The sequence below is a fragment of the Actinoplanes sp. CA-015351 genome (genome assembly GCF_050955685.1).
Lineage (GTDB): Bacteria > Actinomycetota > Actinomycetes > Mycobacteriales > Micromonosporaceae > Actinoplanes.
Genome location: NZ_CP192102.1, coordinates 4941521 through 4965837 on the forward strand (window position 1 = coordinate 4941521; position 24317 = coordinate 4965837).

At 70.0% G+C, this 24317-nt stretch carries 17 protein-coding genes; 12 read left to right on the top strand and 5 right to left on the bottom strand.

Annotated elements, in window-relative coordinates; translation table 11 throughout:
- The first annotated feature begins 78 nt into the window (after positions 1-78).
- Together ACQP2E_RS22820 and ACQP2E_RS22825 are read left to right on the top strand one after the other, a co-directional pair.
- Positions 79-1311, top strand: coding sequence for an SWIM zinc finger family protein (locus ACQP2E_RS22820; protein ID WP_433824969.1), 1233 nt, complete (start codon positions 79-81; stop codon positions 1309-1311).
- Positions 1308-4064 (top strand): DUF6493 family protein, encoded by a 2757-nt coding sequence (locus ACQP2E_RS22825; RefSeq protein ID WP_433824970.1) that lies wholly within the window; start codon positions 1308-1310, stop codon positions 4062-4064. The genes ACQP2E_RS22820 and ACQP2E_RS22825 overlap by 4 nt, the downstream gene beginning before the upstream one ends.
- 42 nt (positions 4065-4106) lie before the next feature.
- Here ACQP2E_RS22825 and ACQP2E_RS22830 read toward each other — a convergent pair whose 3' ends face one another.
- Complete coding sequence (locus ACQP2E_RS22830) at positions 4107-5132, bottom strand: LacI family DNA-binding transcriptional regulator (protein ID WP_433824971.1); 1026 nt, start codon at positions 5130-5132, stop codon at positions 4107-4109.
- Between the two features lie 323 nt (positions 5133-5455).
- Here ACQP2E_RS22830 and ACQP2E_RS22835 point away from each other — a divergent pair, with 323 nt between their 5' ends.
- The gene (locus tag ACQP2E_RS22835; RefSeq protein WP_433824972.1) at positions 5456-5866 is read left to right on the top strand and encodes a beta-L-arabinofuranosidase domain-containing protein; all 411 of its coding nucleotides are present in this window, start codon (positions 5456-5458) and stop codon (positions 5864-5866) included.
- Positions 5867-6337: 471 nt separating this feature from the next.
- Complete coding sequence (locus ACQP2E_RS22840; RefSeq protein ID WP_433824973.1) at positions 6338-6751, top strand: hypothetical protein; 414 nt, start codon at positions 6338-6340, stop codon at positions 6749-6751.
- 200 nt (positions 6752-6951) lie between these two features.
- On the opposite strand, the gene ACQP2E_RS22845 is transcribed toward ACQP2E_RS22840, so the two are convergent.
- Complete coding sequence (locus ACQP2E_RS22845) at positions 6952-8532, bottom strand: CBM96 family carbohydrate-binding protein (RefSeq protein ID WP_433824974.1); 1581 nt, start codon at positions 8530-8532, stop codon at positions 6952-6954.
- Positions 8533-9010: 478 nt separating this feature from the next.
- Between ACQP2E_RS22845 and ACQP2E_RS22850 the strand changes: the two genes are divergently transcribed.
- Positions 9011-10189: a dipeptidase gene (locus ACQP2E_RS22850; protein WP_433824975.1), complete on the top strand. Its 1179-nt coding sequence runs from the start codon at positions 9011-9013 to the stop codon at positions 10187-10189.
- A gap of 393 nt (positions 10190-10582) precedes the next feature.
- Here the strand turns inward: ACQP2E_RS22850 and ACQP2E_RS22855 are convergent, their stop codons facing one another.
- Entirely contained in the window at positions 10583-13069 is a 2487-nt protein-coding gene (locus ACQP2E_RS22855) for an amino acid permease (RefSeq protein WP_433824976.1), read from the bottom strand.
- Between the two features lie 125 nt (positions 13070-13194).
- Here ACQP2E_RS22855 and ACQP2E_RS22860 point away from each other — a divergent pair, with 125 nt between their 5' ends.
- Positions 13195-13461, top strand: a complete 267-nt coding sequence (locus tag ACQP2E_RS22860; RefSeq protein WP_433824977.1) for a hypothetical protein — start codon at positions 13195-13197, stop codon at positions 13459-13461.
- Between the two features lie 50 nt (positions 13462-13511).
- Here ACQP2E_RS22860 and ACQP2E_RS22865 read toward each other — a convergent pair whose 3' ends face one another.
- Both ACQP2E_RS22865 and ACQP2E_RS22870 read right to left on the bottom strand, forming a co-directional pair.
- The gene (locus tag ACQP2E_RS22865) at positions 13512-14105 is read right to left on the bottom strand and encodes a response regulator (protein WP_433834016.1); all 594 of its coding nucleotides are present in this window, start codon (positions 14103-14105) and stop codon (positions 13512-13514) included.
- A gap of 56 nt (positions 14106-14161) precedes the next feature.
- Positions 14162-15586: a sensor histidine kinase gene (locus ACQP2E_RS22870; RefSeq protein WP_433824978.1), complete on the bottom strand. Its 1425-nt coding sequence runs from the start codon at positions 15584-15586 to the stop codon at positions 14162-14164.
- A 130-nt stretch (positions 15587-15716) separates the two neighbouring features.
- Between ACQP2E_RS22870 and ACQP2E_RS22875 the strand changes: the two genes are divergently transcribed.
- The 6 genes from ACQP2E_RS22875 (at position 15717) to ACQP2E_RS22900 (ending at position 24176) form a co-directional block, all read left to right on the top strand.
- Positions 15717-16616 carry an ABC transporter ATP-binding protein gene (locus tag ACQP2E_RS22875; RefSeq protein ID WP_433824979.1) on the top strand — a complete coding sequence of 300 codons (900 nt, stop codon included), beginning with the start codon at positions 15717-15719 and terminating at the stop codon, positions 16614-16616.
- A complete protein-coding gene (locus ACQP2E_RS22880; RefSeq protein WP_433824980.1) occupies positions 16613-17383 on the top strand; it encodes an ABC transporter permease in 771 nt (256 codons plus the stop codon). The genes ACQP2E_RS22875 and ACQP2E_RS22880 overlap by 4 nt, the downstream gene beginning before the upstream one ends.
- Positions 17384-17566: 183 nt before the next feature.
- The gene (locus ACQP2E_RS22885; RefSeq protein ID WP_433824981.1) at positions 17567-19522 is read left to right on the top strand and encodes a peptidase M6 immune inhibitor A; all 1956 of its coding nucleotides are present in this window, start codon (positions 17567-17569) and stop codon (positions 19520-19522) included.
- Between the two features lie 197 nt (positions 19523-19719).
- Complete coding sequence (locus ACQP2E_RS22890; RefSeq protein WP_433824982.1) at positions 19720-20406, top strand: MerR family transcriptional regulator; 687 nt, start codon at positions 19720-19722, stop codon at positions 20404-20406.
- Positions 20403-23027, top strand: coding sequence for a VIT domain-containing protein (locus ACQP2E_RS22895; protein ID WP_433824983.1), 2625 nt, complete (start codon positions 20403-20405; stop codon positions 23025-23027). Before ACQP2E_RS22890 ends, ACQP2E_RS22895 begins: the two co-directional genes overlap by 4 nt.
- Positions 23028-23159: 132 nt before the next feature.
- A complete protein-coding gene (locus ACQP2E_RS22900; protein ID WP_433824984.1) occupies positions 23160-24176 on the top strand; it encodes a ricin-type beta-trefoil lectin domain protein in 1017 nt (338 codons plus the stop codon).
- Positions 24177-24317 lie beyond the last annotated feature (141 nt).

Consider the following 24317-nt stretch of genomic DNA (forward strand, 5'->3'; position numbering starts at 1 on the left):
CCGGCTCCAGCCCCGTGGCTCGTACCATGAAAAAGGTTGGGTGAGAAAGTGTCGTACCCGTTGCCTAGGTTCTCGGGCATGGTTTCCGCGGTGTACTCGTACCTCGGCTCGTCGGCGCTGGACGACGGCCTCACCCTCCAGACCTCCGGCGGTCCGGCGGCGCACCCCCGTTTCTTCACCGGTTTCCTCACTGACCCGGGCGCTGCGGCGACCGGCCTGCTCGCCGTCGCGGAGGTCGCCCGGAGCCGGTATTTCCGGCCGGTCAGTCCGGCCAGTCTCGATCCGGTGGTGACCGCCGGGGTGGACCGGCTGCGGTTCGAGTCGTTCTCCGGGTGCTGCGGTGTCTACGCGCGCCTCGACGTGCTGCCCGCCGGGCTGGACGGTGAGATCGTCGCGCACGGCACCACCAATGTGGACGTCAACCTGCCTCTGCAGCGCGCGCTGACCAGGGTCGGCCGGGCGGATCCGCTGCACGTCGCCGTCGGTCCGGACGATCTGACGGTGACCACGTTCGACGGTCCGCTGGTCGAGCGCAAGGTGCCGCTGCCGTCGCGCTGGCTGCGCGGGTTCGCCGAGGCGCAGGTGCTGACGGTTCCGGCGGGCCGCACGCTGCGCCTGACCTCCCGGCCTGCGCCGGGCGCGGTCTGCCTGCCGGGCGCCGGTCGCCTGGTGGCGATCAAACCCTTCCTTCGGTACGCGACAGCGCTCGTCGTTCACGGTCCCTCCGTCGTGTCCGGGAGTGGCCCGGTCGCCAGCACCTGGGAGCTGAGCCTGCCCGGGCTGCGGTTGTCGCTGACGTTGTCACCGGAGCCCTACCGCGGGTTCTCCGGTGAGGGCGCCGTCCTGGCGTCGCTGGCCAGCGACGAGGCGGCCGACGACGCCGACCTGATCAGCGCGCTGCTCTCGTGGGACCCGGCCATCGACGTGGACGCGCTGGCGAGCTCGTCCGGGCTGGACGCCGGGCGGGTGCGTGACGCGCTGACCCAGCTCGGCACGGCCGGCCGGGTGGGTTACGACGTCGCCGAGGCGAGCTACTTCCACCGCACATTGCCGTACTCGGCGGAGGCCGTGGCGACGATGAACCCCCGCCTGGCCGGTGCCCGGGCGCTGGCCGGCGCGGGCGCGGTCACCGCCGGGGCGGACGTGTCGGTGGTCCGCAGCGGCGACGAGATCTATCACGTGCGGCACGAGTCGTTCTCCTGCACCTGTGCCTGGTGGGCGAAACATCGAGGCGAACGCGGGCCGTGCACACACGCCCTGGCCGTTCGCATGGTCCTCGCCCCCGCGGCCGCGCAGGAGGTGCCGGCGTGAGCCTGAGCTGGGCGGAGATCGACACGCTGGCCCGGCGCAACGACCGGGCCGGGATGATCCGGCTGCTGTCCACGGCGACGGCGGCCGAGCGCAGGGCCGCCTTCGCCGGCGTCGTGGCCGGTGTCAAGGCGCTGGAGCGCGACCCTGACATGGACGCCCGGACGGTCTACGCCCTCGCTGTGGTCGGCACCGCACCGACCGCGGCGAAAGCGCTGCCGTCGCTGCGCCGCGCCGCGCTCAGCACGTGGAACTGGGAGTCCGCCGACATCTTCCTGGCCCTGGCCGCCGCGCTGGAGCTGCCGTGGATCGGCGAGCTGGGCGTCCGGCTGGCGGAGCGCCTGCCGGCCCGCGATCCGTGGCCGGACGACTGGTTCTTCGCGGCCGCCCTGATGCGGGCCGGCGGGGTGACGCCGCCGGTCACCGAGGGTGTGGTGCGCAGCTGGGTGCGGGCGTTCGTCCGGCCGTGGCGACCGGGCAAGGCGGTGCCGCCGCTTGTCGTGCGGCTCCGCCAGGACCCGTGGCGTGACGTGCTGCTCCCGGCCGTCTTCGAGATCGACACGATCGGCGCGGACTTCGGCGGGACCGCTGGGTTCGGCGAGCAACCACGGTTCCCGGCCGCAGTCGTGGCGCTGGCCGGCGAGGGTGTCCTGGAGCGCAAGACGATCCTGGGCGCGGTGGCCGACAGGTTCCTGCGCGGCGGGCGTTCTCCCGATCTGCGGCCGTTCGTGCTGCTCCATGAGGCGCTGGCGCCTACGGTCGACGAGCTGTCGACCCATGTTCTGGACTACGCGCAGCTGCTCGCCGGCGGTCCCGGGACCGTCGCGACACTGGCTCAGCGCAGTCTGCGAACCGTCGACGACGCGGGCCGCCTGGAACTGGACACCCTGCTGGCCGCTAGTGCCGAGGCTCTGCTCCGAGTGGAGAAAACGCTGGTCAAGGCACAGCTGTCGTGGCTGGACACGGTGGTGCGGCGCGACCCCTCCCGGTCGGCTTCGGTCGTGCTGGTGATCGCCGGCGGGTTCGGGCACAGCGCACTGGATGTGCAGGAGCGGGCTCTAAATCTCGTGGTGAAGCATCGGGGGGTGCTCGGGGCGGGCGAGCTGGCCGAGGTCGCGCGGGAGGCCGCGGCACTCGGCGGAAATCTGCCGGAGAGGGCGGTTTCCGCCGGGGTTGGTGTGCTCGATGCCGGGCCGGCGGCGGTTGTCGCGCCGGCGATGGTTGTTGCTCCGGCGGCGGTTGTCGCGGAAATGCCGGCGCCGGTGGCTGATGCGGCTGAGCTGGCGGAGGAGCTGTCCGCTCTGGTCCACGAGCCGACGGCGGTCGGGTGGGAGCGGGTGATCGCCGGGCTGGTGTCGCTCTACGCCGCCGGCGACCGGGAGTCGCTGGCTGCCATGTTGTTGCCAGTGGTCGAGCGTTACTCCGGGTGGTTCGACCCGGATCAGTGGAACGCCGGTTCGCCCTTCGTCAGCCTCGGATTGGCGATCCGGTTCGCCACCTGCCCGGCTGGTCACAGCTCCGACAAAACACACCGGGCCGACAAAACACACCGGGCCGACAAAACGAATGGGGCCGACGAAACGAATGGGGCCGCGCTCGGCGTGGCGATGCGGTCTCTCGCCGCGGCCGTCCGGATCGCCTGGCAGGAAGGCCGGCGGGGAACCGGCTCACCGTTCTCGATGCTGCCCGACGGGGTTCTCGCACTGCGGGCCGCCGAGGTCGCGGTCCACCTGACCGGCACGATGGTTCCGATGACCGTCGCCACCCCGACCCATGTGAACGGCAGCATCGACGCCGGCACCCTGCTGAAACGCTTGCAAAGGGCCGAGGCGGAAGGCTGGCAGCCCTGGCCGTTCGACTTCGAGCAGGCGCTGCTCCGCGTGCCCCGCAACCCCGGTGACCTGGTCACCGCCCGTGCCGCGCGGCTGAGTTCGCCGGCCGGCCGGCAGTACGCCCAGTGGCTCGCTGTCGGCGGCCTGCCCGACCCGGTCAGCGAACCGTTCACGCAGCCCGGCGAGCGGGGCCGGGACGGCGGCTGGACCTGGGACGTGCCGGTGCCCCGGCGGGTGGTGGCCAGCCTGCGCCCGGCCCGCGACGGCGGCCTGCGACTGGAACGCCAGCTGCTGACCCTGACACCGGTGAAGCATCCGGTCTACATGCCCGGCGACTTCGACGGCAACGAGGACGTCCTCGCGATGGTGCTCCCCCACCACCGCGAGGTCGCCGCGGCCTGGGCGCTCGGCGACATCGCGTCGCTGGCCGACCAGAACCAGCGCGACACCGCCCGCCACCTGCTCCCCCTGCTCGCCGACGGCACCGGACCGGCCGGCCCGGCTCTGGCGTACGCCGTCGCCTACGCCCTGGCCGCCAAACACGAACCGGACCGTGCGGCAGCGGTCGACACCGTGCTGGCGTTGTCCTCGGGCGTGACGTTCGCGGGCCTGCTCGGCGCCGCCCTCGCCGACCTGGGCAGCGACGGAACCATCAAACTGACCCGGGTACTACCGGCCTTCACCGACCTGCACCGGGCCGGCGCGTCGGTGGCGGTCTGGGAACTGCTGGTGGCGGCGTTGCCCCCGCTGCTGACCACGACCGCACGAACTGTGCCCGACCTGCTGGAGATCGCCAGCCAGGTGGCCGTCGCGCTGGGCCTGAAGGGTGACCTGGTGCCGGGCCTGAGCGAGGTGGCCGCCCGCCCCGGCTCAACCCGCGTGGTGAAGGAGGCCCAGCGCCTGCACACGATCCTCACCCCGTGACCAGGGTCCGCCCGCCTCACTGCACAGCAGTCGACCCACCCGTCAGCGCAGCGGGGCTGTTGACTCGCGGGTCACGAGGCGTACCGGGAGGGTTTCCACGCCTGAGGCTCGGGTGCCGTCCATGGCCGCGGACAAACGCTGGGCCGCTGTGCGGCCCAGCTGTTCCAGGTTCAGGTCGACGGTGGTCAGCGGCGGGCGGGCGTTCGCCGCCAGCACGTGCCAGTTGTCGAAGCCGATCACCGCGACCTGGGACGGGACGTCGATGCGTTTCTCGTGCAGGACGTCCAGCACGCCGCGGGCGATCTCGTCGGAGCCGGCGAAGATGGCGTCGACGTCGGGACAGCGGTCGAGCAGCATACGGGTGGCGCCTCGGCCCCACGCCTCGGACCACATGCCGAACCAGACCTCGCCGCCCGCCAGGGCGAGGCCCTCCTCGGCGAGGCGGTCCAGGGCGCCGCGGGCACGGCCCTGGGCGGCGCCGTACCCCGGGTCGCCGGTGATGTGCGCGATCGTGCGGCGGCCGCAGCGGATCAGGTGGTCGACGGCGAGCCGGCCGCCGCCGATGTTGTCGGTGACCAGGGAGAGGTCGGCCGGGTCGTCCGAGGGGGCGTACGCGTAGATCACCGGAACCGGCAGCTCGCCCACCGACGGCCGGGTGTCGGGGCGCGCGCCCACCACGATGAGGCCGTCGACGCGGCGGGACAGCAGGGCGCGCAGATGGTGCTTTTCGCGGATCGCGTCACCACGGGCGTCGCACAGGAAGACCGATGTCTGGCCGGAGCCGAACGCGTCCTCGGCGCCCATCAGGATCGGTATCGAGAAACGACCCTCCAGGTCGGACGTCAGCAGGCCGACCGTGCCGCTGCGCTGGGTGATCAGCCCCTGGGCCAGGGTGTTCGGTGAGAACGACAGCTGGTCGGCGGCCTTGACCACGCGCGCGCGTGTCTCCGCGCGGACCTGCGGCTGACCGTTCAGCGCCTTCGACGCCGTGGCGACCGAGACCCCGGCGAGCCGGGCGACGTCGCGCAGCGTGACGGCACGGTTGGCCGCCGCCCCCGTGGTCTCCAAGCCTCGCCTCCGATCCGGACGATTGTCAGCCGGTGCATCGCCCACTGTCGAACCTCTTGACAAGGAAAACTACCCAGGATTACGTTTTCGAAAACCTTTTCGGCGATTCAGCCAGACTGCCGCACGTCCGCTTCACCTGCTGATCTACCGCGTATAGCCGCGTTCAGCGTAGCCACTTGCCGCAGCGACTCCGAAACATATGTCCGAAACGCGGTTTCGAGGAGGAAACATAGTGAGGACACGCGGAGCACGCGGCTACCGCCGGGCGGTCGCCACCGTCGCGGCCCTGGGCCTGGTCGCCACGATGGCGGCCTGCGGATCGAGTGACGACGACACGAACAGCGCCTCGGCGGCGGTCACGGCCGAGGGCACCGACGACGGAGTGGGGCCACGAGCTCTACTGTTACGGCCATCTGATCCAGGCCGCTGTCGCCCGGGCTCGCACGGCCGGCCACGACCAGCTCGCCGACGTGGCGATCCGGGACGCCGCGGTGCTGCGCGGGCACGCGGTCCGGGCTGTCTACCTGGCCTCCGGCGCGGTCGATGTGGCGGTGGAGACCGGCGACGACGAGCTGCTCGACGCGGTGGCCCGGCAGTGGCGGAACACGGTGGCCCGGCGTACCTATCTGACCGGCGGCTTCGGTTCCCGCCACCAGGACGAGGCTTTCGGTGACGACTTCGTGCTGCCGCCGGATCGGGCGTACTCCGAGACGTGCGCGGGATCGGCTCGGTGATGCCGGCCTGGCGGCTCCTGCTCGCCCAGGGCGATCCGGCTCACGCCGATCTGATCGAGCGGACCCCTTCAACGTGATCGCGCCGTCGGACGACGGGACGCGCTTCTTCTACACGAACACACTGCACCAGCGGGTTCTCGGCACCGAACCGCCCGCCGATCAGATCGTGCCGCGGGCGGCGTCGACCCTGCGGACGCCCTGGTTCTCGGTGTCCTGCTGCCCGACGAACCTGGCCCGCACCTTCGCGGCTTTGTCAGCATATATCGCAACCAACAGCGATGAAGGATTGCAAATCCACCAGTCTGCCCGCTGCGTCGATTCGCACCGGTGGCATAACGCTCGATATCGACATCGACCATCCGTCAGTCGGCCGCGTCACGATCCAGATCGCCGATTCCCCCGCCGACCCGTAGACCCCTCACGCTGCGCATCCCGCACTGGGCCACCGAAGCGACACTGGACGGCGAACCGGTGCCTGCCGGCCTCGCGCATCCGCACCGGCGTTTCACGCCGGGCGACACCGTCACCCTCGATCTGGCGGTCCGCCCCCGGCTCACCGCGCCCGATGCCCGGATCGATGCCGTACGCGGATGCGCCGCCATCGAACGAGGCCCTGTCGTCTACTGCCTGGAGTCCGTCGAACTCCCCCCTGGGCTCGGCCCCGACACCTTGCGGCTGGACGCCGGGGCCGCCCCGGCTGACCGAGACGGCGGGGTGGGCATCACCTGCCGCGTCGTCCCGGCAGAGGACACGGCCTGGCCCTATGCGCCGAGGCCGGCCACCGATCCAGCGGGCGACCCGATCACGGTGACGCTGCGCCCGTACCATGACTGGGCCTCCCGAGGCCCATCCACGATGCGCGTCTGGATCCCCCTGGCCGACTGATCCCAGGAGGGCGTGCATCAAAGTTCCAAGCTCTCCTCCTTCTTTACTGGTGCCTGCTCAAGCTGGCATTTCGCCCAGCGAAAAGCGCCACCCGGCAGATGCCGGGTGGCGCTTCATTGTTAGTTCGTGGTGCGGGTTTCAGCCTCGGTGGTGCGGGTCCAGCCTCGGTGGTGCGGGTTTCAGCCTCGGTGGTGCGGGTTTCAGCCGATCTTGACGTTGAAGACCGGGCTGGCGGCCAGCTTCTTGAACGCGGCGAGGCTGGCCGGGGTGCTGTCGATGCTGATGTCGCGGTCGCCCTGGTCGTCCTTCTTCGTGTCGAAGTGGACGATCGCCTTGATGGCCGGACGCTTGGCGAGCTCGAGCAGGACGTCGTTGTAGACGGCGTTCTTGTCGGCGTACTTACCGACGCGGTGGTAACCGCCCCACTCGGCGACCATGAACGGCTTGCCCGGCGCCTTGGCGACGGCCCAGTCGTAGAAGCCCAGGCCACCGTTCTTCGGCTTGCGGTCCAGCAGGTCACCGAAGTCACCGAAGTGGTAGTAGCCCTTCTCGACCGAGACGTAGGAGTCCAGGCCCATCCAGTCCACGACGTCGTTGCCCGGGTAGAGGTCGGCCCACCAGGACTGCGCCATCCACTTCTCGTTACCCATGTACGCCATCACGTTGATCGAGTTGGTCACGCCCTTGGCGCGCAGACGCTCGATGGTGTGGCGGTACATCGCGGCGAAGTCCTTCGCCTCCCAGCCGGAGCCGGCCTTCGCGATGACGTCGTTCTCCGGCTCGTGGTTCAGCACGAGGAAGAACTTCTTGTTGAACGCCTTGGCGCGGGCGGCGAACGCGTCGATCCGCTTGTCCTGCTCACCCTTGGCGACCTTCGCCCAGTCCGAGCCGTACGCGATCTTCCAGTTGAGCAGCAGGACCCGCGGGTTGGCCGGGTCGTTCGTCATGGCGATCTCGGCCTTGGTCGGGAAGACCTCGTCACCCTTGTGGTACTGGTGGAAGATCGACGCGGTACGGCCGCTGAGCTTCTCCCAGTCCTTCAGCGCGATGTCACGCGGCGTGTTGGTGAAACCGCCGGCCGCGCCGCCCCAGAGCACGCCACAGGACGGGACGAGCTTGGCGTCGGTCTTGCAGTTGGTGCCGGTCTTTACGTCGGCCGGGCTGGCCGGGGTCACGACGGGGCTGGTCGCCACGGCAACCGTCGTCGTGAAGGTCAGCTCCGGGCCGCCCTTCGCGGCGTTCTCGGCCGACTGGAAACGGACCGTCTCGGTCGCGGACACGGCGAACGAGTAGGTACCCGCGCCGTAGACCTCGGAGCTCAGGTCGAAGCCGACCCGGGTGTCGGTGGACTTCGGGGACACGCTCGCGATGGCGAGACCCAGCTTCGGCGCGTTGCCGGAGGTCAGCTTGCCCTCGATCCACGAGTTGTCGAGGACGCGGTTGACGCTGATCTTGCCGGACGGCTTGCCCAGCGGGCTCAGGAACAGCTTCGCGGCGGTCACATCGGTGCCGGCCGGGATCGTGAACTTCAGGAACGACGTCTTCAGGTCGGTGCCGATCTTGCCGGCGACCAGCTTGTCCTCGACACCGAAGTTCGCCGACTTGCGGGTCGACGAGGTGTAGGCGTCGTCGCCGGCCTGGACCGACATCTCCTTGGTGCCCTTGGTGTTCGTCTTGACGACAACCGCCTGAGCGGCGGACATCGGCATCAACGCGGCGGTGGCGCCCGCGAAAACGGCGGTCAGAGCTGTCAGTGACTTAGGCAGCTTGGCACGTCGCATTCGAATCTCCCCCGTTTTGTCCGGCGGATGTCCGCCGGGCATGTAGAGAAGATTGCGGGTCGTGGGTTGCGGGTCGAGTACCCGCAAAGGTGCGGAGAGGTTGCGGAGATTCCGGCTCCGTATTTCCCGCGTTTTCTCATGTCGGGGCGCACGGAGCCGACCCTTCTGACCGCTGCCGCACGGTTTCCCCGGCCGGGCGGCGGCAGCGGTCCCGCCGGCTCTCCCCCGTGCCGGCGGGACCCTGGCTCTCCGTTGTTGCTCCCCGGCCCACCGTGTGCCGTTGTCCCGCCTAGCTGTCAGCCCACCGTGCGCTCCCATCCCGCCCAGCCGCACGCCCACCGTGCGCTCCCATCCCGCCCAGCTGTCAGCCCACCGTGTGCTCGCGTTGCGGGCACCCCTTGTTTGCGATCCTGGCAAGTTCCGCCCGGATTTCGACCGAAGCTTGCCGAGATCGCCAGTAGTCCGGTAGCCAGGAAGAATGACGCTGATCATCGACGGCCACAACGACCTGCCGATGCGGTTGCGCGGCTTGCACGGTTCGAGCGTGGCCGGGCTCGACCAGCCGCGCCCGCCGCTGCACACCGACCTGCCACGGCTGCGCGCCGGCGGGGTGGGTGGCCAGTTCTGGTCCGTCTACGTGCCGTCCGACCTCCCCGAGCCGGTCGCCCTCGCGGCCACGCTGGAGCAGATCGACCTGGTGCACCGGATGGTCGCCGCCTATCCGGACGAGCTGGAGATCGCGTACACCGCCGCCGACACGGAACGGATCATGGCGGCCGGCCGGATCGCCTCGCTGATCGGCGTGGAGGGCGGCCACTGCCTCGCCGGGTCGACGGCGGTGCTGCGTTCGCTCGCGCGATTGGGCGTACGGTATGTGACTTTGACCCATAACCACCACACCGCGTGGGCGGATTCCGCAGCGCAGGCGCCGGCGGTGGGCGGCCTGACGGCCGAAGGGCGAGCGATCGTACGCGAGATGCAGCGCATCGGCGTCCTCGTGGACCTGTCGCACGTGGCGCCGGTGACCATGCACGCCGCCCTGGACGTGGCCACCGCGCCGGTGATCTTCTCGCACTCGGGCGCCCGCGCGGTCACCGACCACGTCCGCAACGTCCCCGACGACGTGCTGACCCGGCTTTCCGCCAACGGCGGGGTGGTGCAGCTGACCTTCGTCTCGTACTTCGTCTCCTCCGCCGCCCGAGACTGGGCCGCCGAGGCCGACGCGGAGTGGGAACGCCTCGGCCTGCCCCCGATGGCCTCAGCCGAGGAGTGGCCCCGCTCGCCGCGCCCGGGCGAGGAAGCAGCGTCCGTCCCACCGACGCCCGCCTTCGATCCCTCCGCCGAACCCGCCTTCCGCACCTGGCTGGCCGCCCACCCGAAGCCGGTGGCAACGATCGCCCAGGTCGCCGACCACGTGGACCACGCCCGAGCGGTAGCCGGCGTAGAACACGTAGGCCTGGGCGGCGATTTCGACGGAACACCCGAGGTGCCAGAGGGTTTGTCGGATGTGTCGGGATATCCGAGGCTGCTGGACGAACTCCGGGGCCGAGGCTGGTCTGAAACCGATCTGGTGAAGCTCGGCTCGGCCAACGTGGTGCGGGTAATGCGCGAGGCCGAGCAATCAGCGACGGAGCCGCTCTGGCCCGACCCCCGCTGAGCGCAACGACACAGGCGGCCGGGGCCTCGCAAGCACAACGCGCAGGCAGGTGGGGCCTGTCCAAGCGCAACCGCGCAGGCAGGTGGGGCCTGTCCGATCGCAATCGCGCAGACAGCCGAGCGGCGCCAAGCGCAACCGCGCAGACAGCCGAGCGGCGCCAAGCGCAACCGCGCAGACAGCCGGGCCTCTACAAGCTGGCTCGCCGGCGGGCCGATGGCATCCGGGTTCGGAGGCCCGGCCCGCCGGCGAGTCGGCCGGCACTCACCGCTGCGCCTGTTGGGTCATGCGGAAACGCCGGTGCACCAGCGAATGTGGCCGCCAGCGGGAAAGATCGTAAGGTTTCTCGAAATCCGAGACCTGGCACTCCCGCAGACATCGATCATCTGTCCGTGGCTAGTCCTCCTGCCGCTCGGCGTCCGCAGCATCCGGGGCCTCCGGACGCCGCCCGCGCGGTGAACGCTGCCGCGGCGTCCCGGTGGACGTCCCCGTGGAATTCGGCCGAGGCGCTTCGGCCGCTGCCGCATCCTCCGCAGGTGTCCCGGGTGTCCCGGGTGTCCCGGGCGTCGGCTCTGCGGGCTGCTCAGCAACCGGGGTTCCTGCCTCGGTCGGCTCGACTAGGCTTCCCGCCCCGGCGGGCTCACCCGAGCCACCCGTGGTGGCGGGCTCACCCGGACCACCCGGTGCAGCAAGCTCGCCCGGACCACCCGGTGCAGCGGGCTCGGCCGGACCACCCGGTGCAGCGGGCTCGGCCGAAGCTCCCTCCAGGGATGCGGATCCCGAAGCGGCCGTTGATGACGTGGTCGCGGCGGTTCCCTCTTCCGGCGCGCGCCGCGCCCGCGGAACCCGCCGCTGGGGTGCGCTGCGCCCAGGAGCAGCCGAGGCGCCGTTCACCGAAGGTGTCTCCGCGGACTCAGCGAGCAGCCGCGAATCGTCCGTAGTTTCAGCAGGCCGCGCGGGGGTCCGGCTCGCTGCCGTCCGCTTACGAGGACTGGGCACCCGCGGAGCTGTGGGAGCCGGGTCACCAGCAGCCGCCGAGTTCACCACATCAGCAGGCGCCGTGGTGTCCGCCTGATCAACCGCGGGAGCTGTCGCAACGGTCGAGGCAGCATCCGGCTCAGCAGAAGAGGCAGTAGCCGAGCCAGCATCCGGTTCGGCAGTCGCGGCAGGATCTGGCGTGGCGCCCGAGGCCGGCACCCGACGGCTCGGCGCTGGCTCGGCCGGCGGCACCTGCCCTGGCGCGGTTTCGCTGGCTGACCCGATGGTCCCGCCTGCAGAGGGACCAGTGCTCGTACCGTCCTCCCGGTCATTGCCTCCGCGCCCGGCATCGAGCACGCCTTCCGAAGTCGTGAAGCTCTCCGAAGCCGTGGAGCCCTCCAAAGCCGTAGAGCCCTCCGTGGTCTCCGTGCTCTCCCACTGCTCCGCCTCGTCCGCGGGCGGGTCGGCCTCGGCCCCGCCCGCGACCGGCGCGGACGGCGGCTGTCCGGTGCCGATCACCGCGTACACCTCGGGGCGCTCGCGCCGCAGCTTCCTCCCCCAGCGCACGCCCCCGATGAAGAGCAGCAGGAACGCGAGCGGCGGCGACCACACCTTCAGCACATTGTCCGAATCGAGCAGAATGCCGAACGACACCACCGTGAGCAAGAGAATGATGCCGAGGAAGATCGCGGCCACCCACGGCGCGATGGAGCGGCGCCAGCGGGTCTCGCCATGATCACCGCGCCGGAAGTACCGGACCACGGCGATCGACGCGATCAACATCAGCACCAGGACGCCGAGGCCACCGGAGACCGTGCCGAAGAAGAACAGGTCGGTGGTCGGGTTCAAGGTCAAGAGCGCGAACAGCAACAGTACGGCGAGAGCCAGGCTGGACTGGGCGAACGAGGCGGTGACCGGCACATCGTTGCGGGTACGGGCCAGCGACGGCGGCAGGACACCCTCACGGGCGACGGTCAATGCGTACCGGGCGACGGTGTGGTGGAAGGCCAGCATCGCGGCGAACAGGCTGGTCGCGAAGAAGATCCGGCCCAGGTCGATGATCACGGCCGGCAGGTAGGGCTCGGGCAGGAAGAAGAACAGGTCGTCGAGGTGATCGGCGGCGACCGCGACGATCTGGTCGGGCCCGGCGACGACCGACATCACCCAGGCGGTGCCGCCGTAAAGGACCGCGGCGACCAGCAGGGTGAGTGCGATCGCCCGGGAAACGGTCCGGCGCGGGTCGCGGGCCTCCGCGGCGTACACCAGCGGGGCCTCGAAACCGACCATGCCGGCCACCGCGGCCACCAGCAGCGCCACTCCTCCGGCGCTGGCGATCAACGCGGGGTTGAGGGTGTCGAAAGAGACCGTGCCGCCCGCCGGATTGCGGAGCATGGCGGCATCGAAGATCAGCACGATCAGCACTTCAGCGCAGACCAGGACGGTCAGGATACGAGCATTCAAATCGATGTTCAACCGACCCAGAACGGCGACCAGCGCCCACCCTAGCAACGCCCAGATCACCCAGGTGATCTCGATTCCGAAGATCGCCATCGCGTTGTGCGCGGCCACACCGAAGGCGCCGTACAGGCCGATCTGCATGGCGTTGTAGGCGAGAAGCGCGACAAATGCCGTGCCCACACCGGCCGGCCGGGACAGCCCCGCCGCGGCGTACGCATAGAACGCACCCCTGTTCGGGACGTGCCGGGCCATCGCGGCAAGCCCGACCGCGAAGACGCCCAGCACCGCCGCGACCAGGATGTACGCGACCGGGATGCCTTTCTCCTCCACCTGCCCGTACCCGAGCGGCAGTGCCCCGGCGACGACGGTGAGTGGTGTCATGGCGGAGACCGCGATGACGAAGATCGGCCACGTGCCGAGACGGCGCTCGGCGACCGGCTGTGGCATGGCGCCTCCTAATCAACGGTATGACCGCCTCCCATCATCGCGTCCACAACGGATCAGCGATATAGAAAGTTCTCGATCATGAAGGGTCAAGTTTCGGCAATTCCACCGATGGGTAGGGTGCGGCCATGCCGATCGGACCGCAGCCCAAGGGACGTCGCGGCACCGTCGAGGAGCCGTACAGCCCGTTGAATCTGCGCCTGGCCCTGGCCGCGTTCGGCCTGGTCGTCTGCGCTGTTCTGTCGATCCTGTTGTTCCGCGCCGGCTGGACCCTCCCCGGTTGGCTGCTGGCCGCCTGGGCCGTGTTCGCCGTGATCGACATCGTGGTGGTGCAGATGCGCCGCCAAGCCCGCAAGCGCGCCGACGGCGACCGCGACCACTCGCTCTTCGAGTGACCCGCCTCGTGAGCGACCGACCATTCGAGTGACCCGCCCACTCGGGCGGGCTACGCCAGACCGGCGTCGTGCACCAGAAGCGCCACCTGCACCCGGTTGTTCAGATCGAGTTTCGTGAGCACCCGGGACACGTGTGCTTTCACCGTCGCGACCGACATGTGCAGCTCGACGGAGATCTCGGCATTCGATTTGCCCTGCGCCACCAGCAGGGCCACCTCTCTTTCCCGGGCGCTCAGGCGCCCGAGTCGCTCATCCGCCCCATTGCGGTCCGGCCGGGAATCGGCTGCCACATGGGCGATCAGCTGCCGGGTGACGCTCGGCGACAGCGTGGCCTCGCCCTGTGCCACCCGGAGAACGGCCGCCTTGATCTGACCCGGCGGCGTGTCCTTGAGCAGGAACCCGCTCGCCCCGGCCCGCAGCGCGCCCAGCACGAACTCGTCCGCGTCGAACGTGGTCAGCACCAGCACCTCAGGCGCCTCCGGCCTGCGTCGCAACAGCTCGGTCGCGGTCAACCCATCGACACCGGGCATCCGGATGTCCATGAGCACCACGTCGGGCCGATGCTCGGCGACCGCCGCCGGCACCTCGCCGCCGTCGGACGCCTGGCCGACGATCTGTACCTCGGCATCGCCCGACAGGATCATCGACAGACCTGCGCGCACCAGCGGGTCGTCGTCGACGATCAGAACGCGGACCGGGTTCACGGCGCCCACGGCAGCCACGCGGAGAGGACGAACTCGTTGCCGTGACGGCCGTGCGCCAGCCTGCCACCGGCGAGCGTGGCCCGCTCGGCGAGACCGATCAGGCCCATCCCGGTGCCAGGAACCGCACCGCCGGGCAACAACCCGCCGGCACCCGAACCGCCGGAGCCCGAACCACCACGTCCCCATTCGCCGAGGCTCGAACCGCCGGAGCCCGGTCTGCCCGGGCTTGAACCGCCGGAACCCGATCCGCCAGGGCTCGAAGCACCAGTGATGGCAGCGCCGGGATTGGCACTGCCAGGGATGGTGGCGCCGGGCAGGACCGTCGGCATCGGGTTGCGAACCTCGACGGTCAGACCTTCGGCCGCCGCTCCGCGGACGGCCACCGACACCGCAACCCCGGGGGCATGCTTGCGTGCGTTCGTCAGACCTTCTTGAATGATCCGGTACGCGGCTCGCCCTGTCGCCACCGGCACCGCATCGGGCTCGGCCGTCACGTTAAGCCGTACCTTGACTCCCGCCGACCGGGACTCGTCGGCAAGGGCGGGCAGGGCGCTCAGCGTGGGTTGCGGCCGTTCCGGGGCTTGATCGTCGGCGCTGTTCGTCGTCCGCAACACCCCGATCACCGCACGCAGGTCCTGCATCGCCTGGTTGGCGCTGGCCCGGACCACCGCGGCGGCTCCGGCGATCTCGTCGGGGGGCGCGTCCGGGCGGAACTCGAGCGCGCCGGCATGCAGGCTGAGCAGCGAGATCCGGTGAGCGAGGACGTCATGCATCTCGCGGGCGATCCGGGTGCGCTCCAGAACACGCGCTTGCGCCACCCGCAGCTGCTGCTCCGCCTCGGCGCGCTCGGCCCGCTCACGCCAGGAGACGATCAGCTGACGCCGGGACCGGACCAGCATGCCCCAGAGCGCCACGATCACCAGGCCGGCTGTGCCCCACCCGAACGTCTCCCAGAACCCGGCGCCGACCTCCGGCCGCAGCGTCGCGAAGATGGCGTTGGTGCCGATCGTCGCGGCGACATAGGTCGCCAGGATCACGAACCGCTGGTGCACCGCGACGGTGAACACGACGATCGACAGGCTGAACCCGCTCGCGAGCGAGAACGGCGAGATCGCCAGCGCGAAAAGGGCCAGCGGCAGGAGGAAACGGCGGCGCCACCAGAGCCCGATCGCGGCGACGGCGCTCAGCACGCCGTCGAGCACCACCACCCAGGACGGCACCGATGACCAGCCGGCCAACAAGGCCGGCTTGGACTGGAGCAGATCGCTGGTGACCAGCGCGGCGAAGCCGAAACCGATCACGAAACAGAGGGTGTCGACCACCCAGTCCCTGGTCGAGCGCCGGCCCACGACAGGGCCGGCCGGGTCCGCGGCCAGCGCGGACGGCCACAACCAGCGGTACTCGGTCAACGATGCCCCCACAGGATCGACTGTACGGGCGGGCGCCAGGCGCCGATACCGACCAAAGTTGTAACCAAAGTATCGACAAAGGTTCGCGACCATCGACCGTTGGCCGACGCGGCGGACCGGCCACGGACAGCACGCTGGTCGCATGATTACGGTCGAGAACCTCACCAGGACGTACGGTGCACATCGCGCCGTGGACGACGTGTCGTTCACCTGCGAGCCGGGCACCGTGACCGGATTCCTCGGTCCGAACGGCGCCGGCAAGTCCACCACGCTGCGGATGATCTGCGGCCTCACCCCGCCCACCAGCGGCCGGTCCACCGTCTGCGGCGTGCCGTACCGGCAACTCGGCAACCCCGGGCGGCGTGTGGGCGTGCTCCTCGACGCCTCCGCGCAGCACGCCGGCCGCACCGGCCGGGAGACCCTGGCCCTCGCGGCGATGACCATGGGGTTGGACACCAGCCGGGTGCCCGATCGGCTCGCCCACGTCGGGCTGGACAAGACCGCGGCCAAGCGGCGGGTCCGGGCGTATTCACTTGGCATGCGGCAGCGGCTGGGCCTGGCGTACGCGATGCTCGGCGACCCGGCCGTGCTGATCCTCGACGAGCCGGCGAACGGGCTCGACCCGGAGGGCATCTTCTGGATGCGTGGCCTGCTCCGCGAGTTCGCCGACCGGGGCGGCACCGTGCTGCTCTCCTCGCACCTGTTGCGGGAGGTGGAAGCGGTCGCCGACCAGCTCGTCGTGATCGGGCAGGGCCGGATTCTGGCCCAGGGCGACAAGGACGAACTGCTCAGCACCGCCGGCACCGTGGCACGCGCCACCGACCCGGCCGCGCTGGAGGCGCTGCTCGACCGGATGGGCGTGACATCGTCACGTTCCGCCGACGGCAGCTTCCTGGTGCCCACCGACGCGCAGACCCTCGCCCAGGCGGCAGCCGCTGCGGGCGTGGTGCTGCTGGAGCTGCGCCCGGCCGGCGCCGGTGGCCTCGAAGAGATGTTCCTGCGACTCACCGCCAACTCAGGCCTCGAGGAGATCAGCCGATGACCGCCGTCGCCACCCCCGTCCCGGCACGCACCGACACCCTGCCCATGCCCCGGCTCATCGCGGTCGAGCTGCGCAAGCTGGCCGACACCCGAGCCGGTCTCTGGCTGCTGATCGTCATCGGGCTGGTCACGGCGGGCACCTCCGCGATCCAGCTCGGCTGGGCGGACGACGAAAGCCAGACGTTCACCGCGTTCTACACCTTCGGGCTGTTGCCGTCGGCGGTGCTGCTGCCGGTGCTCGGCATCCTCTCGGTAACCAGCGAGTGGTCGCAGCGGACCGCGCTGTCCACCTTCACCCTGGTCCCGGCTCGGGGCCGGGTGCTGATGGCTAAACTCGCCGCCGGTACCCTGATCGCGATCGCCGCCACGGCCGCGACCGCCGTGCTTGCCGCCGTCGCCAATCTGATCGCCGGCCCGCTCGGCGGCGACGCGTCGTGGTCCCTGGACAGCAGCCTCATCTGGCAGAGCCTCCTTCTCCAGGTGATCTTCGTGCTGATGGGGATCGGGTTCGGCGCGCTTCTGCTGAGTACACCGCTGGCGATCGTCATCTACTTCGCCCTGCCGACGGTCTGGACGGTGCTCGGCGAGGCCATCAGCGGCCTGCGTACTGCCTCGGAGTGGCTCGACCTCAATGTGACCTCGCAGGCCATGACCGAGCCGGACATGACCGGTGGCGAATGGGCCCGGCTCGCGGTCTCGGCAGCGGTCTGGGTCGCGCTTCCCCTGCTCCTCGGGGCGATTCGTGTGCTCCGTCGGGAGGTTTCCTGATCCACAACGCCGGGTGTTGGCGTCACGATCTCGCGATCGCGGGTAGCGTCGCGAGACGTGACGCGTACCCTTTTTGCGAGCTTCGCGACTATTGCCGTTACTATCCCAATCTTTGCTGCTCCAGTCTTCCCGATCGAGGCGTCCGCCGCGCCACCACCGTCGCCCCTGTCCACCGCTCCCTTCGTGGACTCCCGGGAACTGACGCCGCCCACCCGGTTGACCTTGGACGGCGAGCCGCTGCCGCCGGCCACCTACCAGCCGGCGCCGTCGGCCCGGCGCGCCGCAGCCGACACACCGCCGGTCGGCACCGTGCGCAAGTGGGCAGGGCTGAACGAGGTCGAGGGCGACGTGTACCGCAAGGATTACGTGCTGCGAGCCACCGGCAAGAACATCGAGGTATGGGTGGCGAAGGATCTCGCCTTCCCCGCCGGCGACTGCCGTGGCGCGCAGGCCACCGAGATCACCGACGCCCAGGTCGCCGATCTGGTGCGCGAGTTCGACGACAACATCTATCCCAAGGAGACGGCCGCTTTCAGCACGCCGCCGGACCGCAGCGGGATGAACCCGGGCATCGACGGCGACTTCACCGGCGCCGGAAACCGCACCGTCACGCTGATCGACAATGTCCGCGACGACAACTACTTCAGTTACCCGGAACGGCCCACGTACATCTCGGGGTTCTTCTCCGAGCAGCTCAACGAGCTCTTCGACCGCAACGTGATGACCATCGACGCCTTCGACTGGGCGCACCGGACGGGCGCGAGCCCGGCGAACGAGCCGACCAGCGACCTGTGCAGCAGCCGCCCCGCACGACCCTGGATGTACGAGTCGACGTTCGCCCACGAGTGGCACCACCTGCTCAGCTATTACACCGACCCGGACGAGGAGACCTGGGTCGACGAGGGTCTCAGCGATTACGCGCAGACCCTGGCCGGTTACGTCGACTCCCGCCTCGGCGTGTACCACCGCGGCTTCGACAACCACCTTGCCTGTTACCAGGGATTCGGCGGGGTGAAGACCGCGTTCAACCCGAACCCGCGCGACTGTGACGGGCCGGCGAACTCGCTGAACCTGTGGGGCGAGGGCAGCGCCGACGCGATCCTCGCCGATTACGGCGTCACCTATCAGCTCATGCTGTACCTGCACGACCGGTTCGGCCCGGAGGTCCTCTCCGGACTGCACCGGGACTCGGCGCACCACGGCCTTGAGGCCCTTGCCGAGGTGCTGCCGAAGAAGACGCCGCTTTACGACGTCCTGCACGATTTCCAGACGATGACGCTGGTGGACAAGTCGGCCGACGAGCCGGGCAGCGTGATCAAGGGCGCGAGCAGGGAACGAGTCTCCGCGCGCAGCCTGCGTTCCACCGTCAACCTCAGCAGCCCAGGCTCTCACGGCAGCCCGGGAGCGCCGCCGAACGGTGCCGATTACGTCCGGTTGCCGACCGAGCTGCGATCGGTCAGTTTCCAGGGTGCCGCGTCGCTGCCGCCGATCCCGCTGACGTGGACGATCGACGACGCGAAGCTCTTCTCCGGCAACGCCCCCGACACCGATGCCGCCGCGGTGCGGCCGGTCGACGTCCCGGCAACGGACCCGGTGCTGCGTTTCACCACGTCGTACGAATTGGAGCAGGACTTCGACTACGGGTACGTGACCGTCTCCGCGGACGGCGGGCGCACGTACCAGATGGTCGCCGGCGATCAGACGGTCACCGGGCCGCTCGGCGCGGCGATCACTGGTCAGGCCACCGACGTCACCTTGAAGTTCGACCTCTCCGCGTACGCCGGCAAGCGTGTCTTCCTCGGTTTCCGATACGTCAGTGACAGCGCCGTCAATCTGGGCGGCTGGCACGTCGGCGACCTCTCGATCGGCGCGCAGAAGATCGACAACACGTCGCTGGGCAGCTGGAAGTCGCCCACCCAGGTCCGTCCGACGCCCGTGCACAACTGGCACGTGACGCTGGTCGGGCTGGGGCGGGCTCGCGCCAAGATCGTGCCCATCGAGGATTTCGACCGGCTCAACGATTACCCCAAGGTCGCCGCGATCGTCGCTTATGACGAACCGACCGGCACGGTCAAGCAATACGCCCCGTACACCCTCGTCGTGAACGGCCGGCCCCTGCCCGTGCCCGTGCAGGATTAGCCGTAGATCGGATCCGCCCGACCCTGCCCCGTCCGTCATTTCTGCCCGCTGCGGCGCACGTGAGTGCCCGCGGCGGGCACCTTTCTTACTGGCCCTGCTTTCCGCCTTCATCTCGCCACCACCGTTCCCCCGGTCCGGCCGCCCTTCTGCGCCTCAGATGTTGACAGTGTCATGGTGGCAGTGTCAAACTTTCTGGCATGTGGACGATGGAGCAGTTGGTCGAGCGGGCTCACGCGGCTCTCGCCGCGGAGTACCCCGGCGCACCCAACGGACGCGTCCGCGACCTGCCCGACCGCAGGTCGATCAGGTGGTATGCGACGATCGGCCTGGTCGACCGGCCACTCGGCACCCGCGGGCGCACGGCCCTCTACGGGCCGCGCCACCTCATGCAACTGGTCGCGATCAAGCGGCGCCAAGCGGCCGGGCAGACTCTTTCCGAGATCCAGGCGGAGCTGGCCGGCGCCTCCGACGAGACCCTGGCGGCCGCTTCTCGCGTACCCGATGGGCTCCTGACCACCGATGAGCCGTCGGCGGAGGACGCAGCCCGGCCACCGTTCTGGAAACACGCGCCGGCGGCGAGCGGCACGTCGGCCGCCGGCGAAGCCGGGGCGGACGCCGGATCGCCCGTGCTCCGCACGGCGCTGCCATCGATCGACTGGCAAAAAGCACCGCCGGGTTTCGCCAGTTACGACCGCGACATGACGCCTGGGGCGCATCAGGCCTCCGACGATCCCCTGATCACCGGTTTCCCGCTCGGCGGCGGCGTGATTCTGCTGGTCCCCGATCCACCAGCAGGGCTCAGCCGTGACGAGATCGCGGCGGCCGCCCGTCCTCTGCTTGACCTGCTCGCGTCCCGTGGGCTGACCAATGGGAGAAACGAATGACCATTTCCGTCAATCCGATGGGTCCGGCAGAGCTGGAGCGGCTCCGGGAGCAGCCCGGCGCTGGCCTCGGCAGTCTCCACACCGATCGCGGCAACCTGCCGCTGGACGTTCTCGACGTGCAGGCGTCGATCAGCGGCCTGCACGTGCGCACCGAGCTGACCACCGAGTTCGTCAACACGCACGCCATCGCGCTCGAGGCGACCTATGTCTTCCCTCTGCCGGACCGCGCGGCCGTCACCGGCATGACGATGACCGCCGCCGACCGGACCGTCGTGGCTGAGCTGCACGAGCGCGGCGAGGCGCGCGAGGAATACGACCGAGCGATCGCCGCAGGTCAGCGCGCATCCATCGCCGAGGAGGAACGGCCCGACGTCTTCACCATGCGGGTCGGCAACATCCTGCCGGGCGAGCGCGTGGCGGTCCGCCTGCGGCTGGTCGGCCCACTTCCGTACGAGGACGGCGCGGCCACCTTCCGGTTCCCGCTGGTGGTGGCGCCGCGTTACGTACCGGGCAGCCCGGTACCAGGGCCATCCGCGGGCGACGGCCAGCAGCAGGACACCGACGCCGTCCCCGATGCGTCGCGCATTTCCCCGCCGGTGCTGCTGCCGGGCTTCCCCAACCCGTTGAAATTGTCGATCGGCGTCGACCTCGACCCGGCCGGGCTGGATCTCGGCGAGGTCCGATCCAGTCTGCACACCGTCACCGAGCAGGACGGCACCCTGCGCATCGCACCGGGCGAGCGGGCGGACCGTGACTTCGTGCTCCGGCTGGCCTACGCGCCCAGCAGCGAGTCCGCCGTCGCCGTTCCCGACAGTGACAGCAACGCTGACAGTGACATCACCAGCGACGCTGAGCGCCCAGGCGACAGTGAAAGCGAAGGTAAGAGGAGCCCGGGTGAAGCCGGCACCTACCAGCTCGTCGTCCTTCCGCCCGAAACCACGACGCCACCCCGGCCGAAAGACGTGGTGCTCCTGCTCGACCGTTCCGGCAGCATGGGTGGCTGGAAGATGGTGGCCGCCCGGCGAGCCGCCGCGCGGGTCATCGACACGCTGACCAGCGCCGACAGGTTCGCCGTTCTCACCTTCGATCATCACGTCGAGCGCCCGGCCGGGCTTGACGACGGGTTGTCCGAGGCCTCCGATCGCAACCGCTACCGTGCGGTCGAGCATCTGGCCCGCGCCGACGCCCGCGGCGGCACCGAGCTGCTGTCGCCGTTGAGCACCGGGCTGGCCCTGCTGTCCGACAGCGCCGGGCGTGACCGCGTGCTGGTGCTGGTCACCGACGGCCAGGTGGGCAACGAGGACCAGATCGTGCGGGAGGTTCGGCCGCTCATCGGCTCCACACGCGTGCACACCGTCGGCATCGACCGGGCGGTCAACGCCGGGTTCCTGGGCCGGCTCGCTGCACTCGGCGCGGGGCGATCCGAGCTGGTCGAGAGCGAGGACCGTCTCGACGACGCGATGGAACACATTCACCGCCGGATCGGCGCGCCTGTCGTGACCGGACTGACGATCACCGGTGACGGCATCACCATGTCCGAGGGGAGCCGCAGTCCCGCACGGCTGCCCGGCCTCTACCCGGGTGTCCCGCTGGTGGTGACCGGGCGTTACTCCGGCGCGCCTGGCGGCACTCTCACGATCACCGGGCGCACCCGCGACGACCAGGACTTCCGGACCGATGTCGCGGTCCAGCAACGCTCCGAGCCCGCGGTCACCTCCGTCTGGGCGCGGGCCCGGCTCCGGGACCTCGAGGATGCGTACGCGGCCGGCGACCACGATCTCGAGCAGGAGATCGTGCGGACTTCGCTGCGGTTCGGCGTGCTGTGCCGCTTCACCGCTTACGTGGCAGTGGACCAGCGGGTGGTGAACGAGGGCGGCCAGGGCAAACGGGTGACTCAGCCGGTCGAGTTGCCTTCCGGCTGGGATGTTCCGGCTCCCGCGCCCGCGGTGCCGAGGTTCCTCGGCGTGTCGGCATCCCCGTTCGGAGCGCCTGACGCCATGTCGTCGATGCCTCTCGCCGCTTCCCCGGCGCCTCCTGCTCCGGCACCGAGCCGGCCAGGGTTCAGCCCGGTGCACGCGAAAAGCGGCGGCGTCCAGGGCCGCAGGGGCGGAGCCCAGGGCGGCGGTTTGCTCGGCGTACCCGCCGGGGCTCCTCCGCGCGGCTTCCTTGCTCCTGCCGCCGCACGGGCCCAGCGAAACGGCGCGTTGCCGATCGACAACGTCGAAACGACCATCGCCGAGATCCGGGAACTCGCCGCAGTGGAGGCCGATCGTCTTCGTGACGGCGCCGACCTGCCAGTAGCGGATCGCCGCGACCGGCTCGACGACCTCGCCAGCCGTTTGGAGGTACTGATCAGTTCCGTCGTCAGCAGCGAATTGGAGCAGCTTCGGACCCTCATCACGCTCCTACGCGGTGACACCCCGCTCGACGAGAAGTGGTCGGCGGCCCTGCGAGTCCTCAGCGACTTCGGCTCTGCCAAACCAGACGGCTCTGCCAAACCAGACGGCTCCGCTATACCAGACGGCTCCGCTATACCAGGCGGCTCCAGCAGCGAAACCACCGAGCCGACAGCGACCCCGAAGCCAAGCCCGAAGCAGAACAAGCCGTTCTGGAAACGCTGACCCGCCTGGCTACGGACAAATCGATCCGAAGCATCACCGCGGACGGGGATCGACCGAACGGTCCCCCACGCCTACTTGCCAGGCCCGGTAAGTTGGTTCATCGATGTGCCTGACCGGGGGGTGGCGTAGGTAGTGGGTTCAACAGGCGAGGACGGCAACGACGCCAGGGAACCACTCCTGGTTCGTCCGTTCGTGCTCCAGGACGACGACCCGCAGGAGACCTCCACAGAGACCTGGCCGGCCGATCCGACGCGGGAAATTCCGACCCAGCTGATTCCGACGGTGCCCAGCCCTGCGCCGGGTGGCCCCAAGCCACCCGGCCGCCGCCGGCGCCGCCCATTGCTGCTGGTCGGAGCGGGCGCGGCGGCGGTTCTCGCCATCGCCGGTTACGCCGTGCTGCGCCCGGTCAACCAGCCCGCGGTGCCGACGTCCCTGCCCGGCCAGGGCCTGCCGGTGGTGACCGGTCCGGCGCCGTCCACCGAGGCAGCCACGGATTCCAACGCCGGCGGCATCGGCGACGGCACAGCGGCCGGGAACGGCACGGCGGGAAACGGAACAGCAAGAAACGGCACGGCGGGAAACGGCCAGGGCGACGGCGATCAAACCGACCAGAGCGGCGCCACCGGCACGACCGGCCCCGGCGGAACCCGGACCACCTCACCGCTCTCCACCACTCAACCGGCCGCACCCACCGCCACCACTACGGCGACGACCACCGCACCGGCCGCGACGATCACCACGGTCCCGCCGGCCGACCTGGTCCCGCCGGATCCGCTGCTGACCGCGCAGGGCGCGCTGACCAGCCGCAACGGGCTTTGCCTCGACCTGCGCGGCGGCGACGCGGCGGAGGGCCGCGAAGTGCACGTCGACGACTGCAACGGCACCAGCCCGCAACGCTGGCAACTGAGGGCGGACAAGACCCTCGAAGTGCTGGACATGTGCGCCTACCTGGTCGGCGACGGCACCGTCGAGCTGACCGGCTGTGACACCCGGACCACAGCCCAGTGGACGCTCGACGAAAACGGCCGGCTCACCAACGCGGCGAACGGACAGTGCCTCACCGACCCGTACTTCGGCGCCCGCCCCGGCAATCAGGTCATCGTCACCAGATGCACCGGCGCCAACAATCAGCAATGGTCCTTCCGCTGACCGAGATCCGCGCGGCAGGCGAAACGACCTCGAACACCGGAAAACCACCCGAACACCAGAAAACACGAACAGCGCCGACCAGCGAAAGCCGGTCGGCGCTGCCCTGAACCTACAGCGAACCAAACGCTACAAACAAACCAA